Genomic DNA, 16,312 nt, shown 5'->3' with positions numbered 1-16,312 from the left:
TAACAACAAAAGAAAAATAACTCTAGAATTGTCAAAACGAATGAAAGCACTCATTGTTGAACCGATTAAGCTCGTTAGAGATGGTATATCAAAAATACTGCTAAATACTGGCGTTCCAGCGCAAGATATAGCGATTGTTGAAGCAGTTGACGATGCGATAGAGTTGGTTGAATTTTTTGCGCCAAACCTCGTCATCTGTTCCACCGATTTTAATAACAATTCTATTGAGCAATTAGTTAACCTGTTTCAAGATTCGTCGGTCAATTTCGTCTTTATTCAACCCAACGATAATACACAATTAACCATTCCAAATTTAGCAGTGAACTTTCAGGTATTAAGTCGCCCTTTTTCGAAAGAGAAGTTGCTCAAAAGCTTATTTACACTAACAAAATCAGATAGGTTTGCAGTTTCAGAAGCGGAACAATCAACGCCTGTAAGCGTTCAACATCGGATCAGTGAAAAGGCAACTATACTCGTTGTTGACGATGAACCCAGCAATATCGACATTATTAAAGGTCTTTTGCATCACGACTACCATATTCTCGCTGCCACCAATGCTAAGTTGGCAATGAACATTCTTGAAAAGCGAGGCCAAGATATCGACTTAATCCTGTCAGATATTATGATGCCAGAGACAGATGGCTATCAGTTGTGCCAGCAAATTAAGCAAGAGACCAGATTTAAAGATATCCCCATAATTTTTCAAAGTGCAAAAATTGAAGTCGAAGACATGACTTTGGGGTTCAAGTTAGGAGCGGTAGACTATGTGACGAAACCAATTCAAGGTGAATTACTGAGAGCTAGAGTAAAAGCCCATGTTGCACTGCATAAAAGCCAGCAACAATTAGCGGCGCAAGTCATTCAACTTGAAGAAACCGCTAGATTGAAAGAAGAAATAGAAAAAATAACTCAACACGATTTAAAAGGCCCTTTAGCAAGTATTTTATTTCAGTCTGAAAAAATTGATGACGTTGAACTCGCTAAATCCATTAAGACAACCGTTAAAAGCCTTATCGGTATGGTAAATTTGTCCCTTGAAATTTTCAAAATTGAGCAAGGAACTTATCAGTTCACCCCACAAGCAGTTTCTCTTTCGCCTTTAATTAGTCAAGCATGCAATACCATCGAAATAGAAACCAAAAACAAAAACATATCCGTCGTCGTCGATGATTTTTCAGGTATTGAAGTCTCAGTTGAGCCTTTGTTTTGCTTATCGATATTTAGCAATATTTTCAAAAATGCCGTTGAGGCAGCGCCCAATAACAGCAAGGTTCAATTGTCGAAAATTATCGAAAACGACAGTGTTATTATACGTTGTCAAAACGAAGGCACTATTCCATTAGAGTTACGCGATACCTTATTTGACAAATATGCGACTGGCAATAAGAAGCAAGGGACAGGACTTGGCACTTATTCAGCCAAATTAATGGTGGAAGCACAAGGTGGCGCTATTTGGTTCGACACAATGAAAGAGAGTGCGACGACATTTTTTATTAAATTGCCTTTAAACAGCGAAAACTGAAATTATTGAGAATAAATCGTTCGTCAACTATCGATTAGCAATCACATAGATCCCAATAAATTTGTCTATTAAACATCTTAGCTAAGTTTATATTTAGCGATTTAAAGGTTGTGATTGTTTCGTCGTTTGGCTGGTAACATTGCCAGATGAAGTTATGACAATTATTGTCAATAAGGTGATAATCGCGATATTGGTATATTTGCGCAACCGCTCTTTCTGCTGCCTCCTGGCAACATATCGGTTGTCCTGTAGAGTCACAAGCAATGAAAATCTGTTTACCTGTTCTTTCTTGGGTAAAGCGCCTAGGAGAAATAGGTTTGATTAACCCTTCACCGTCTAACTCAATAATGGTGTTGTCATCTACCCATATTCCCGTATGGTCGAGTATGCCACCTATGCCACAACACACTAATGCTCCGACTCGTGGCGCTACACTAAACTCAGTATCCATAATATCTGATGGGTAAATTGCGATTGGTGATTCATGCTCTCTTAAATCTGCCAAGGTTTGAACGCGCGTGAAGGATTCGCGCTTAGCTTGTTGCTTTTTGCGATCATGTTCAGCCAGTTCTTTCGCAGCAAATGCAGATACTGCTGCAGCACCTAACCACACTATAGGTAACGGCATATTAAGCTCCATTAGATGTTTTGATAACCAGATTAACTTTAATCTATAGTTTTGCTATAAAAAAAGTGCAAGTAACTGTTTCAATAACCCAATTTTTTGGCAACAATAGGGATAAGTCAAGTTCGCTGTATCCCTTATTATGAAAGCTGTAAAGAAGTCATCAAAACTCAACAATGTATGTTATGAAATTCGTGGGCAAATCGCTGCGGAAGCTAAACGCCTGGAAGAAGAAGGCCATAAAATTCTAAAACTTAATGTCGGCAACCCTGCCCCATTTGGCTTTGAAGCACCTGACGATATTTTAAAAGACGTGATTCATAACCTACCCACTGCTCAAGGGTACTGTGACTCTAAAGGTATATACTCTGCGCGCGTCGCCGTCATGCAGTATTTTCAGCAGAACGGTATTCGCAACGTCAACGTCGAAGACATTTTTATTGGTAATGGTGTTAGCGAACTCATCGTGATGGCAATGCAAGGGTTACTTGATAACGAAGATCAGGTCCTTATTCCTGCACCTGATTACCCATTGTGGACAGCTGCTGTTGCCTTATCAGGTGGCGAACCTATTCATTACCGTTGTGACGAAGCAAACCAGTGGTTTCCTGATCTTAAAGATATGGAAAGTAAGATTACGGAAAAGACCAAAGCCATCGTGTTGATTAACCCGAATAACCCGACAGGCGCAGTGTACTCTAAAGAGTTACTTGAAGGGATTATCGAACTAGCGCGCAAGCATCAGCTAATTATCTTTAGCGACGAAATTTACGACAAAATTTTGTATGACGGTGCAACCCACATCCCGACTGCAAGTCTGGCCGACGACGTGTTAATTATCACAATGGGTGGATTATCTAAAAACTATAGAATTGCCGGTTTTAGAGCTGGTTGGATGGTGCTAAGCGGACCTAAACTTCATGCGGAAGACTTCCTCGAAGGGCTTAACATTCTTGCTTCCATGCGCCTTTGTGCCAACGTACCTGTGCAGCATGCCATTCAAACTGCACTGGGTGGTTACCAAAGTATTAATGAACTGATTTCGGAAAATGGCAGGCTGTTAAAACAACGCAATATTGCTTACCGGATGATAAACGATATTGACGGTTTGTCTTGCAACCCAGCAATGGGTGCCCTGTATTTATTTGTAAAAGTAGATGCTGATAAGTTTAACTTGGTCGATGATGAAAAAATGGTTCTCGATCTTCTTAAGCAAGAGAAAATACTGTTAGTTCACGGTAGCGGGTTTAACATTTCTGAAAAGAATTATTTTAGGCTGGTGTTCTTGCCTCATGAAGATGAGCTTGTACCTGCATTAGAGCGACTAAAGCACTTTTTTGACACCTATACGCAGTATACAGAAGAATAAAGGTAATTCTTATAGTTCAAAACCATAAGCTATTTTCAAGTGAAAGGACGAGATATGACAAAGCCACTAGACACAACACAAAGTACTTTCTTAGCTTGGATGTTTCGTATGCCGTTAATCAAGCGATGGGCGTTAATGTATTGTGTTAAGCCCGAGAATGTTGCAGAGCACTCTCATCAAGTGGCTATTGTTGCGCATTTACTCGCTGTTATTAAAAACAAAAAATTTGCTGGCGATCTCAATGCAGATAGAGTGGCGACTATAGCTTTGTATCACGAAGCTAGTGAAACACGTTATGGTGATATTGTCGCGCCTACTAAATATGCTAACCCCGAAATTGCTCGTGAATTTAAAAAGATAGAGGCACATGCAGAACAAGAGTGTTTACGCTCTCTCCCTGCTCAATTTCACGACATTTTTGAAGATATTATCGTTCAAGATAATGTCGACCTTGTATATCGTAAAATCGTTAAAGCTGCCGATATCTTGGTAGCCTACTTGAAAGCTAAAGATGAACTTAACCACAATAACCATGAATTTGATCATGTAGAAGAAAGGCTGGCAAAAAAAATCAACACACTTTGTAGTGAAATGCCTGAAGTGGATTACTTTATTAATACCTTTTTAGAAGCTTGCTCTTCAACTGTCGATAAACTGGCTAAACCTGACTAATCTTTTAAATGGCTTTTGATACATGTTGTTATGCAATGAGCGGTGCGCTGACTAAAGATTGCTGAATGGCGTTCACAAAGCCTTTAGCATCAAACGCTTTTCTTTGTGGCTGCTCTGAAGTGAGGTTGCGGTGTTTTAATTGACAGTGCAAGCTCGTATTTTCGATAACACTGCTTTGAACATGTTTTGCATCATTTCGAAAAGATAGTGCCTTTCTATTTAAACAGTTTTCCAAATGCATTTGGCTCAACTCACCCGAAGCAACTAAGGCAGACTGCTCAAAGTCTGCAATATCGTCTAGCGAAGAAATAGCAAGAGGCTCACTTTGTGGAAGGTTAAATTGTTTTCTTAGCTTAATGTCGTCTGTGGTAGGGTTTTCAATGTCAACAGCAGGCAGCGTGAATTGACTATGAGCCCGCACATCATCGTTTAACATCGATAATAGTAAAGCGAAGTCTGCTCTTTGACCTGAATGCACATCTTCATTCAAGCGTGAGCCGAGTTGAGCTTCTTCTACTAACGGTTGTAATTCAGAAATTGACGACAACAAAACGTTCTACAAATTAGTGGGAATACTTTGTTATCGTCCGTAAAACTTTATTCTTTAGAGAAAAATTATCAATTTTTGAGGTTATGACAAATTATTCGGCCAACGAATGGTAAATTTTGCTCCGCCAAATTGACTTTCGCCCGCACTGGCTTCTCCTTCGTGCCATTCCATAATTCGACTGACAATAGCTAAGCCTAAGCCAAAGCCACCTGTTTCCTTATTTCGACTGACATCGCCACGAGAAAATGCGTCAAATAATATTGGTTGTAGCTCATCACAAATCCCGTCACCGTTGTCTTCAACAGAAATTTGGCAATAATCGGTGTCGGCCGATAACGTGATATGGATTCTATCATTACCGTATTTTTGGGCATTGGTCATAAAGTTTGTTAGGGCTCTAGCAATAAAGTGACGATCACAAGCAATTAAATTATCGTTTAGCTGGTTATCAACGGTAATTTCACCTTGATAATGAGACATTAGTCCTACTTGCTCAGACACTAACGTTTCCATGTCAGTTTCTTTTAAATCTAGTGTAGGCTTGTCACTATCAAATGAAGCGTAAAGCAGCATCTCGTTAATTAGCTCTTCTAGTTGGTATATATCACCAGCGATTTGTTGGCGATATCGAGCTTGTTTTGTCTCATCCACCGACTCTAACATTTGAAGGGCAAATTTTGATCTGGCTAAAGGCGTACGAAGTTCATGGGCAACGGCATTCGTTAACTCTTTATGGGCATCAATTAGGCGCTTAACTCTTGCCGCCATCATGTTAAACGCTTTTACCATAGTTCCCATCATGACAGATCTAGCTTTAGGCACTTTTACATCGAAGTCACCTTTTCCAAGTACTTGAGTCGCTTTGCGCAATTGGTCTAAGTCTTTCGACATCGGCCACAACCAGCACAAAATAAGCAAGCCTAAAGCCGCAAGAATCCCCATTCTCATTAATGCTTCCATTCTAGGGCGGGTCGGCATTTTCGCAGGACCTAATGTTAACAGTGTTTTTTTATCAGATAACAAGTGGTATAGCTGAACATCATCGTCATTATAAGCAACAAAAGTATTCCCCTTTTTTAACGACTTTCTATCTGATCTGGCAAAATGATCGCGCATATCACCGTAGTTCATCATACCTAAAGGCAACTGATACTTTTTCGAAGCTTCTGACAAAATATGTTGCCAATCATCTTCAGGGTGGTTTTCTAGATAGTCACCTACCGCGTGCAGCATCACTTTATAGCCAGTGTAAGATTCAATATCTTGCTTCAAGTAATAACGCCAGGCTTCATCTAGCAAATAGGTGAAACCGATAAAGGTAAAGATAATAATGAGATAAATGCTAAAAAAGGAACGAGTAAGTTTCATAACCAATACACACAAAGAAGAATAAGCTGAAAAAAAAGAGCCCTAGGGCTCTATTTACTTAGTTTACCAAGCGTCTGGTACGAATAGGTAACCTTGACCCCAAATAGTTTTGATTCTAAAAGGAGTTTCAGTGCTGTCGTGTAACTTTTTACGTAAACGCGAGATTCTAACATCAACACTACGGTCCATACCGTCGTACTCGCGCCCTACTACAGCTTTATAGATATAATCACGATTCTGAACTTCACCTGCTTTACTGGCCAATAGCCACAATAAATCAAACTCTTGACTGGTCAATTCAATATTCACATCGTCTAAAATGACTTGTCTCGAACCGCGACGAACTAATAAGTTACCGAAATTAAGCTCTGCTAGTTCGCTACCTTCATTTGGCAGTTGACCGCGACGAAGCAGCGCATTGACTCTAGCTAATAAAACACGAGGCTCAACGGGCTTAATAACGTAATCATCCGCACCAATTTCCAAGCCAAGCACCTGATCAAAGTCTGTGCCTTTTGCTGTTAACATTAGAATTGGTCCGTTGAAAGTAGGACGAATTTCCTTACATACTGCAAAACCGTCTTTACCAGGAAGCATGATGTCAAGGATGATAAGGTCAGGGGTAAATACTTCTATGCGTTTATTAACTGTATCACCTCTAAACTCTTGCTTGACGTGAAACCCTTCAGCTTCTAGAAAGTCGCATATAAGATTAGATAGTTGTCGATCATCTTCTACAAGAAGAATTTTCTTAACCGATGAATTGCGCTCTGACATTGTCACTCCTGAATCTGTCTAAAGACAGTAACAAATTGATTACATGTGACTAGACTAGTCAAAGACAGGGCAATAAACAACACCTTTTATTACTGCCTTAACAGAGTGTTACGCTGAAATTACACAAAGTTACAATCAAGAAGAGAAATGGCTCTTTTTGAGCCAATTTCTGTATTAATCAACGATAGTATGAATACAAGGTTCAACTTGAACTGGTGAATCTTGTACTGCGATAGCAGCCAAAAATTGAGTTTTAGCTTGTTCAGCTGAATCTAAGTTATCAGCATGAACTCTTGCAATTACGTCGCCTTTGCTCACTTTACTACCTTTAGCTAAAACATTATCAAAACCAACACTGTGATCGATTTGCTGTCCATTAAAAGTGCGTCCACCTTTAAGTGCAACAACAGCCATTCCGATTTGGCGTGTGTTGACTTCACCGATATAACCATCTTTTTCGGCGCATATATCTTGAACCACGTTTGCTTTATTCATAGACGCCCATGGATTTTCCATGAAGTCTTTCGCACCACCAAGTGCTGAAATCATTTGTGCAAATTTCTCCGCAGCTTGTCCAGAAGTCAATACTTGATTAACTTTTTGCTCCGCTAAATATTTGTCTTGATAAGCACCAGATGTGATAAGCATAGACACGGCCAACTCAACCGTCACTTGGTGTAATCGTGGGTCTTGATATTTTCCTGTTAGGTAGTCTATTGTCTCAATCATTTCCAATGCATTACCGGCACTATGTCCCAGCACTTGGTTCATATCAGTAATGATGGCTTGTGTTTTAACACCTGCCCCATTGGCTACATTAACGATGGATTGCGCTAGCTTTTTCGCCGATTCAAGATCTTGCATCATTGCACCGTTGCCAACTTTAACGTCCATTGTCAGAGCATCTAAACCTGAAGCAAGCTTTTTAGATAAAATAGAGGCAGTGATCAGTGGAATAGACTCTACCGTCGCACTAATATCTCTAATACTATATAAACGTTTATCAGCAGGCGCTAAATCACTCGTTTGAGTAATAATAGCGGCGTGGTCTCGTTTTACCATTTTTTGAAAGTTTTCAACACTGGGTTGAATATCAACATTGGCAATACTTTCTAGTTTGTCCGACGTACCACCAGTGTGGCCTAAACCACGGCCAGAGATCATCGGAATATAAACACCACAGCATGCGACTATAGCTGCTAGCATAAAGCTAACTTTGTCACCTACCCCACCCGTAGAGTGCTTATCAACAACTGGCGCGTCAATTCCAGGCCAGCTTAATACGTGACCAGAATTCATCATGTGTTTGGTTAGTTCTACTGTTTCGGTGACTGTCATGCCATTTAGCCAGATAGCCATAGCCATTGCGCCAACTTGAGCATCGTTGAAGTTTTTATTTGTTAGTCCATCAACAAAACAAGAAATTTGCTCTGATGTTAATGTGCCATTATCGCGTTTGATACGAATTAATTCTTGGGGTAAATACATATGTTGTCCCTACTACTTGAGCATTTTTGGAGTAAAAGCGGCTGGCAGTAATTGTTCAAGGTTCCAGGCTATTGATTGGTTAAGGTGGTTAACTGAGATCACTTGACCTTCTTCTGACAAAAACTCAGCAATAACCTGACGACAAGCACCACAAGGAGGTGTTAGTTGCTCCTGCTCGGTGTAAACTACAAGACATTCAACGTCCTTTGCACCGTCAACAACTGCTGCAGAAATACAATTGCGCTCTGCACACACAGTTAATCCGTATGAAGCATTTTCCACATTACAGCCCTTATAGAACTCACCTTTTTTAGTCACCAAGGCTGCGCCTACATGAAAGCGACTATATGGTGCATAAGCATTATCGAAAGCGCTTTTAGCCAGAGGAACGAGTTTTTTAAAGTGCTTGTTTTCCGTCATATTTTAATTCCAAAACATTTTCTTGACCATTTGGTTATGTTTTATATTAAACAATAGGAATAAAAAAAGCCAATAGTTTTACTATTGGCTTTTTATCTCAATCTTAGTTAATTAGAAGTCGTATTTAAGACCTAATCTAATTTCCCATAGAGACTGAGTGATGTAAGTGGTTTCTTCTGCGTTAGCAGAGAAGAACTCACTGTAGTGATAAGTACCATCGTCGTTAATTTCAGCTTGCACTACGTTTTGTGCAGTGAAGTTACCGATTTTCTTAACACCCCAATCATCGTTCAGCATATTACCGAAGTTTTTGATGACAAAGTAAGCTCGCGCTCTATGTTCATCATTAAAACCAGGTAACTCCTGATCAACACGTAAATCTACACGTGTATGCCAAGATGCATTTCTTGAATTACGCTCAGTGACTTTACCGCGCTCAAAGCCCATTTTCTCAATGAAAGCGTTGAATTCATCGTGGTTAAAGTTGTCTGCATAAGTCACATTAGGGTCATTTTCTAATGGAATATATAGCAACTGACGGCGGCTTTCATACTCAGTTGCACCAACAGAGAACTCATCAAATGAGTAAGACATTGGGCGGCCTTCTGTACGAGAAGCAAATAGTGTAAACGCAGTATCGTAACCATCAACAAACTGGTGGCTATAACGCAAGTTCAATGTAAATCTATGAGGAGTTTCATAGTTAGACGTTGCTAAGCCAGGGTTTAAAGCATCAGTTGTTGCAAAGCTAGTAAAGTTTGAATATGAAATTGCACTTGTCATTGGCGATACATCTTCAGACTTATTGTATGCATAACCAAATTGCATGTCTAAACCAAAGTCATATTCTTTCTTAACAGCGAAAGAAATAGTTGTTGATTTGCCATCTTCTTTAGCATTCGTTAGCACTAAATCACTCTTACGGAAACTACGGTAAATTGGACGACCATCATCGCGCTCGCCGACTTGCACGTAATCATAAGATGCACGGCCATCAAAAAGTACCTCACGGCTATCGGCATCCCAGTTTTCAGCGATGATAATTGGCGCATCTTGCTTACGAGAATGTAAAATATCTGCTTGGAATACGTAATCGTCTTCAGTGATGTACGTAAAACCTAAGTTATATTTCCATTCAGTTGAAATTTCAAAATCAGGATGCACAGCATTTACTGAAGGCTCATTACCAAGTGAAGGATCATTTTCTGCAACTTCATCATACATCGACTGTAAAGGCGAGTAGATTGGTAAACCACCACCAACAAATAAGCCATCAATTGGCGTACCGTCTGGGTTAAGTAAGTTTACATCACCGCGGTATGTATCAATATTAGTTATACCATCATTAGAGTATGAGTTAGATAACCAAACATTCGGATTACCACCAGAGTATTTACCGATACCACCACGAAGTTCCATGTTTTCAGCAAGCGACCAATTAAAACCAAAGCGCGGTTGGAATACTCCTTTACCGTCGAAAGTTGCTTGGTTGCTGTAACCATAACGAGATTCAAATAATTCATTATGCATTGGCTTGTCAGAACTTGTATACCAATCATAACGCGCACCAACGACGATAGTTAAATCGACATCGTCAAAAATATATTCATCTTGAACATAAGCAGAGTGCGTTTGATATTCAAATATTCGAGCTACATCACGTGGGTCATTAGTTACCGCAGAGTTGTTGTAATAAACGTCATCAGCAATACCAGCTTCAAAGTCATCGATACCTGTAGTACCGTCTTCTGGGTTGTTTCTTCTTCTATCACCACCAAAACGATATTCACCAATAGCATGCTGCATAAACAGGTTATAAACTTCTAAGTTCTCGTATTCGTAACCACCAGTAATTTTGTGGTTTTCTAAATAATAAGTACCAGAAAGTTTAAGTGTAGTATTATCCCAGTACATTTCATTAGCTTGACGAGAGTCGTCTGGGCCTAAGAAAATTGTTGCGCCATTGTGATCAATTTGAACTTCACCAAAGCCACTGTCTGCGTCGATTGAATTCTGGCGGTTGTCTAAACTTGTTTTTCCAATTCTAATTTCAGTTGAGAAGTCATCATTCCAATCAGAGTATAAAGAGCCAACGATTGAGTTTAACTTAGCGCCTACTTCGTAAAAGTGGTTTGATAAAGTAACTGTGTTATTACGCTCATCTGATTGATCAAGCTTAAAGCCGTCATTGTAGTTGTACACTAAAGTTGCACGATGATCTTCATTGATGTTCCAATCTAGCTTAAGTAGTACTTTTTCATCTTCAACTGGCATTGAAGCTGGTGTACCACCGGCGTCGTAACCATAAACGTCTTGCGCGATTTGAATAACACGGTCTAATTCAGCTTGAGTAATTTGGTTGCCAAGTGCATCGTATTGGAAAATCTGCGCACCTTCTAACTTCTCATACGCACCGTAGAAGAATAATTTATCTTGAATTAATGGGAAGCCTACATCGAATCCGTAACGCTTTTCAGTGTAATCACCCGTATCAACCTTCTCGCCTTCGATCTCGTCACCGCGCAATGAATCGCTCGTGTAATCGTAGAAGACACTACCTTTTAATTTGTTCGTACCAGACTTAGTAACACCGTTAATGTTACAACCCGTGAAACCACCGTATTGCACGTCAAATGGTGCAATCTCTACAGTAATTTGGTTTAACGAGCTAAATGAAAACGGCATACGAGTTGTTGGGTAACCGTTAAAGTTCAAACCAAAGCTGTCGTTCATGCGAACGCCATCAACAGTTAAGCTACTGTATCTTGGGTTACTACCACCACAAATAATGGCTTCTTCGTTATCACTCTCTTCGATATTAATTCGCGGGTCAATACGAACCACGTCTTTGATATCACGATCTGCTGAAGCAGCAAATTCTAAATCAGCAATATTAAAGTTAGTAGCAGGACTTGTTGAGCCTAGCTCTGCAGCCGTAATTTGACGACCTGTAACTTCAATTGTTTCGATATTGTCTTGTTCAAGCGCAAGATTAAGGTTGAACGGCTCACCTAATTTGATGAATACATCTGTTATGACTTGATCTTGATATTGATCAGAATCAATAGTGACTTTATAAGGACCACCAACACGAAGGCCTTGTGCAGTAAAAACACCTGCATTGTTAACAGTCACAGTTTTAACTGTTCCTGATGGCGTGTGAAGGATAGTAATTTGCGTACCAGCAGCTGATTTTCCGTCAGGGCCGGTAATTTGCCCTTTAATAGCCGAGGTGGTTGTATTTGCCAGCGCTGACGTTGACAAGCCAAGTGCAAACACTAACGCACTTGATATACGAGAGAGGCGATGAGTTTTCATCTTGTTATTTTCCCTTGGTGCTAAGTTATTATTTTATTAGCGAGCAAAATTAATTTTCCTGCCCGTTTGGTTAAAGTAAAAATCCTAGAAATTAGACCAGACTTTTTTTACGATTTTATTACACTATTGCAAAGCTGTCATTTTTACAAGTTTAACAAATAGTCAAAAATCACCAAAAACAACTAACAAAACAACAACAAACCCTTACAATACAAGAGGATAACAAAATAAATACAAAATAAAAATTTCGTTCACATTTTACATAATAAAAAGTAATAAGAGATATAATGACAACACCAAATAAACATATCCATACGGTCAACTATTAAAAACCCACCTCTATAAACCGCATTTATACTGATAATAATTTAATATTATAGTTATTCCACATGAACAACTAAAAAACCCTCATCGACTTAAATTTTATACAACATACTTTTATAGACCATAAATAGCTCAAAAGACCACTTGCGCCCCATTTATTAATATAAACATCATTAAAATTGAATTTTTATTTAATAATTCTTTAATATAATTGCAAGATAATAGCCATCTCTGATAGGGTTTACCCCCTAACATTAGTCAATGATTTAATCTTCTGCAAAGATCCACCATAGAGAAAGCTGTATGGACAACAATCAAGAAAAAAAACAAGGTAAGATTCGTCAGCAAAGTCAGGAAAAAATTCTAGTTGCTGCCCAAGATGAATTTATAACTCATGGGTATAAAGGTGCCACCGTTCAGTCAATTGCTGACTTAGCAGGCTTACCTAAAGCTAACGTTTTATACTACTTCAAGAATAAAGAAAATATTTATCACGCTGTATTAGAAAAAACGCTAAACATGTGGGACGAAGGCATAGGCGATATTTCTTATGAAGACGGACCCAAATTGGCAATCGAAAAGTTTATAGCTGCTAAAGTTCAAATGTCTTTTAAACACCCAAAAGCCTCTAAAATATATGCTATGGAGATTATTCAAGGTGCGCAACACCTTAAAGAATTTGCTCGCACTTACCTTAGGCAATGGGTTAGAGAAAAAGCTAAGATTTTCCAAAAATGGATTGATGAAGGCAGGATGCGAGATGTAGACCCGATCAAACTTATCTTTTTAATTTGGTCAACAACACAACATTATGCTGACTTCGAAACTCAAATTTTAACGATTATGAATCAAGCAGACTATGAAGAAGAAGATGTAAAACAGGTTACGTCTTTCTTAACAGCAATGGTTTTAAAAGGCTTGGATATCGAGTAAATGGCCCTTATTAAGCAATCAGTAACATGGTCGGCACTATTACTAAGCACTCAAGTTATGGCGACAGAATCAATTAGAATCGCAACATTTAACGTTAGTATGGAAGCGTTAAACTACACTGCTAAAGATAGCCGTCATGCTATTAATGGCTCAGAGTTAAAATCTGCGCTATTAAATCAGCAGCCACAGATTAAAAATATTGCTGAAATCATTCAAAAAGTATCACCCGATATTATTTTGCTGAATGAATTTGATAATGCCAACAACTCCGATGTTGATTCTGTAAAGCTCTTTCAAAAACACTATCTTTCAGTTAGTCAAAATCAACAAGCACCAATAAATTTCCCATACGTTTATTTAGCCCCCGTTAATACGGGTGTTTTGCTAAATTTTGACAGCAACAAAGATGGAAAAATTACTCGCCCAGCTGACACTCATGGTTTTGGTCACTTTCCTGGTCATTTCTCTATGGTGCTTTTATCAAAGTATCCAATTGATACTAACTCTATAAGAACCTTTCAGCAATTTAAATGGGCAGATATGCCAGGAGCTTTGCAACCTAAAAATGAAAAAGGCGATAGCTGGTATGGCGACGATAATTGGTCAACTATTAAGTTATCGTCAAAGTCTCACTGGGACATACCTGTACAGGTTGGTAATGAAACAATACACGTATTAGCAAGCCACCCTACTCCGCCAGTTTTTGACGGGCCTGAAGACAGAAATGGCAAGCGTAACCATGATGAAATTCGTTTTTGGGTAGATTATATAACACCAGATAAAGGTGCTTATATATACGATGACAATGGTAACAAAGGTGGAATTCAAAACGGTAGCTCCTTCGTTTTTCTTGGCGATTTAAACGCGTCCGCTACTGAAGGTGATGCTATTAACACGAGTATAAAGGCCTTACTTGAAAGCCCGCTAACAAATGACCCTATGCCTCAAAGTAAAGGGGCAAAGTATCATACACAAACTAACCCGAACGCTCCATATCACACGGCTTATTGGCGAATGAGAGCAGACTATGTCGTGCCATCAACTCACGGCATTGAGGTTAAAAACAGTGGTGTATTTTGGCCAGAAAAAGCTGACGCTGACTTTAGGCTTATTTCGTCACGTCAAGCTTCTTCAGATCACAGGTTAGTGTGGGTGGATATCGTTTTAAAGCCCTCTAAATAATTTACAAAGTAACGTTCAATAAGCGTAATAATCATGAAAAAAACACTATTATCTTTACTGATTGCTAGCTCTCTTATAGCTTGTAAAACTACCGAAGAACATACCGAATTAAATGTAACCCCGTCTCAGCCTGTAAACAACGTCATAATGATAGTTGCTGACGGCATGGGCCCAGCTTTTACCACTGCATACAGATACTATGCAGATGATAAAAATACACCAGAAGTTGAAGCTTCTATCTTTGATAGCTATTTAGTTGGACAAAGCAGTACATTTCCTGACGCAGTGTCTGGCTATGTAACGGATTCAGCAGCTAGTGCAACAGCCCTGGCGTCAGGCATTAAGTCATATAACGGTGCTATTGGTGTTGATGCTAACAAAAAGCCAGTAGAAACAGTTCTGCACCGTGCAAAGTCTATGGGTATGAAGACGGGCGTTGTTGTAACGTCACAAGTAAATCATGCGACCCCTGCCTCGTATATTACTCACAATGAAAGCAGACGAAACTATGATCAAATCGCTAACAGCTACATAGATAATGGTATTAACGTTGACGTATTATTGGGCGGTGGTTGGCAATACTTTATAAGAGAAGATAGAAATATTGTCGGCGAGTTTAAAAGCGCAGGATTCACTTATGTAGATAGCTACGAAGACTTAGAAAAAATCTCTCCTCAAAGCAAAGTATTGGGCTTATTTGACGACGTTGGCTTGCCTGCAGCAATTGATGATAAAGATCCAATCAGGCTTTTAACTATGACAAAAGCGGCTTTACCACAATTAGAAAACGAAGCTGGATTTTTCTTATTAGTTGAAGCAAGTCAAGTTGACTGGGCAGCTCATAGTAACGACATAAACTCAGCAATGGCAGAGATGAAAGATCTAGCTGCTACCTTTGAGTATTTATCGAATTACGTAAAGAACAACCCTGACACTCAAGTTATCCTTACAGCGGATCACAGCACAGGTGGTTTTACAATCGCAGCAAATGGAGAGTATATCTGGCAGCCAGAGCTATTAACTAAGCTAACCCAATCAAATAATAAGCTCGCCGAGTACTTCATCAGCAATGATGTGACAAAAGAATCACTATCTGCCAATCTAGCTAATAGTGACATTTCCGAAGATATGGTTATTTTAGTTCAGGATGCTAAACAAAAGGCACTGGATAGCTTAGAAAAATATCAAACGCTTAGTAACGAAGAGAAACAAAAAGTTCGTCAACCTAAGCCTGCAATGCAGATTGGCAAAGCCATAAATAAAGTTATCGATAGGCTAACTAACACAGGATGGACTACAAGTGGACATACGGCAGTAGATGTTCCTGTTTATGCGATAGGATCACGAAGTACTGATTTTTCAGGCCATCTAGATAACACCGATATCGCTAAGAAAATCTTTAACTTACTAGATGAAAAAGCCGCCAAGTAACTTATCGCTTGTCGGAGATATACTAATTTAATTAAATAGTTAAATTAATAGTTAGTACATAAAGCCTTAGCAACAATGCTAGGGCTTTTTTTATATCTAGTTTCAGATAAATCCGACTGCTAGCAGACAAGGGAATTGAGGAAATTAATGTATACACCCAAAGCAGTAGCTATCTTTTAAGTATGTTATTGCGAATGATTATTGAAAGTCAGAAAAGAAAAAAGCCAGCATAAGCTGGCTTTTTAAAAGTGGCATCCCTAAGGGGATTCGAACCCCTGTTACCGCCGTGAAAGGGCGGTGTCCTAGGCCTCTAGACGATAGGGACACTAAAAC

Annotated in this window: 13 protein-coding genes and 1 tRNA gene; 6 read left to right on the top strand and 8 right to left on the bottom strand. The window is 39.2% G+C overall.

Going from position 1 to position 16,312, the window contains the following annotated elements:
* Positions 1-40 precede the first annotated feature (40 nt).
* Positions 41-1,522: a hybrid sensor histidine kinase/response regulator gene (locus tag ACOB80_RS05430; RefSeq protein WP_473164806.1), complete on the top strand. Its 1,482-nt coding sequence runs from the start codon at positions 41-43 to the stop codon at positions 1,520-1,522.
* 34 nt (positions 1,523-1,556) lie between these two features.
* Here ACOB80_RS05430 and ACOB80_RS05425 read toward each other — a convergent pair whose 3' ends face one another.
* Positions 1,557-2,150 (bottom strand): hypothetical protein, encoded by a 594-nt coding sequence (locus ACOB80_RS05425; protein ID WP_473164805.1) that lies wholly within the window; start codon positions 2,148-2,150, stop codon positions 1,557-1,559.
* Positions 2,151-2,289: 139 nt separating this feature from the next.
* On the opposite strand from ACOB80_RS05425, the gene ACOB80_RS05420 reads away from it, so the two are divergent.
* Positions 2,290-3,516 carry a pyridoxal phosphate-dependent aminotransferase gene (locus tag ACOB80_RS05420; protein ID WP_473164804.1) on the top strand — a complete coding sequence of 409 codons (1,227 nt, stop codon included), beginning with the start codon at positions 2,290-2,292 and terminating at the stop codon, positions 3,514-3,516.
* 54 nt (positions 3,517-3,570) lie between these two features.
* Positions 3,571-4,188 carry a 5'-deoxynucleotidase gene (gene yfbR, locus ACOB80_RS05415; RefSeq protein WP_473164803.1) on the top strand — a complete coding sequence of 206 codons (618 nt, stop codon included), beginning with the start codon at positions 3,571-3,573 and terminating at the stop codon, positions 4,186-4,188.
* A 28-nt stretch (positions 4,189-4,216) separates the two neighbouring features.
* Here yfbR and ACOB80_RS05410 read toward each other — a convergent pair whose 3' ends face one another.
* From ACOB80_RS05410 to ACOB80_RS05385, 6 genes are all read right to left on the bottom strand, one after another.
* The gene (locus ACOB80_RS05410) at positions 4,217-4,735 is read right to left on the bottom strand and encodes a VC2046/SO_2500 family protein (protein WP_473164802.1); all 519 of its coding nucleotides are present in this window, start codon (positions 4,733-4,735) and stop codon (positions 4,217-4,219) included.
* Positions 4,736-4,819: 84 nt separating this feature from the next.
* A complete protein-coding gene (locus ACOB80_RS05405) occupies positions 4,820-6,106 on the bottom strand; it encodes an ATP-binding protein (RefSeq protein WP_473164801.1) in 1,287 nt (428 codons plus the stop codon).
* Positions 6,107-6,169: 63 nt separating this feature from the next.
* On the bottom strand, positions 6,170-6,883 hold the full coding sequence (locus ACOB80_RS05400; RefSeq protein ID WP_473164800.1) for a winged helix-turn-helix domain-containing protein: 714 nt from the start codon (positions 6,881-6,883) through the stop codon (positions 6,170-6,172).
* A gap of 174 nt (positions 6,884-7,057) precedes the next feature.
* Positions 7,058-8,371, bottom strand: coding sequence for a thymidine phosphorylase (locus ACOB80_RS05395; RefSeq protein ID WP_473164799.1), 1,314 nt, complete (start codon positions 8,369-8,371; stop codon positions 7,058-7,060).
* Positions 8,372-8,383: 12 nt separating this feature from the next.
* Entirely contained in the window at positions 8,384-8,791 is a 408-nt protein-coding gene (locus tag ACOB80_RS05390) for a cytidine deaminase (RefSeq protein ID WP_473164798.1), read from the bottom strand.
* 111 nt (positions 8,792-8,902) lie between these two features.
* Positions 8,903-12,109 carry a TonB-dependent receptor gene (locus tag ACOB80_RS05385; protein WP_473164797.1) on the bottom strand — a complete coding sequence of 1,069 codons (3,207 nt, stop codon included), beginning with the start codon at positions 12,107-12,109 and terminating at the stop codon, positions 8,903-8,905.
* Positions 12,110-12,736: 627 nt separating this feature from the next.
* Between ACOB80_RS05385 and ACOB80_RS05380 the strand changes: the two genes are divergently transcribed.
* The 3 genes from ACOB80_RS05380 to ACOB80_RS05370 are packed head-to-tail and all read left to right on the top strand — an operon-like array spanning position 12,737 to position 15,979.
* Entirely contained in the window at positions 12,737-13,366 is a 630-nt protein-coding gene (locus ACOB80_RS05380; protein WP_473164796.1) for a TetR family transcriptional regulator C-terminal domain-containing protein, read from the top strand.
* Positions 13,367-14,548 carry an endonuclease/exonuclease/phosphatase family protein gene (locus tag ACOB80_RS05375; protein ID WP_473164795.1) on the top strand — a complete coding sequence of 394 codons (1,182 nt, stop codon included), beginning with the start codon at positions 13,367-13,369 and terminating at the stop codon, positions 14,546-14,548.
* A gap of 33 nt (positions 14,549-14,581) precedes the next feature.
* Positions 14,582-15,979, top strand: coding sequence for an alkaline phosphatase (locus ACOB80_RS05370; protein ID WP_473164794.1), 1,398 nt, complete (start codon positions 14,582-14,584; stop codon positions 15,977-15,979).
* 249 nt (positions 15,980-16,228) lie between these two features.
* On the opposite strand, the gene ACOB80_RS05365 is transcribed toward ACOB80_RS05370, so the two are convergent.
* Positions 16,229-16,304: transfer RNA gene (locus ACOB80_RS05365), tRNA-Glu, on the bottom strand.
* Positions 16,305-16,312: the final 8 nt, after the last annotated feature.

Source organism: Thalassotalea coralli, assembly GCF_055786205.1.
This window is presented reverse-complemented; position numbering and strand designations above follow the sequence as displayed.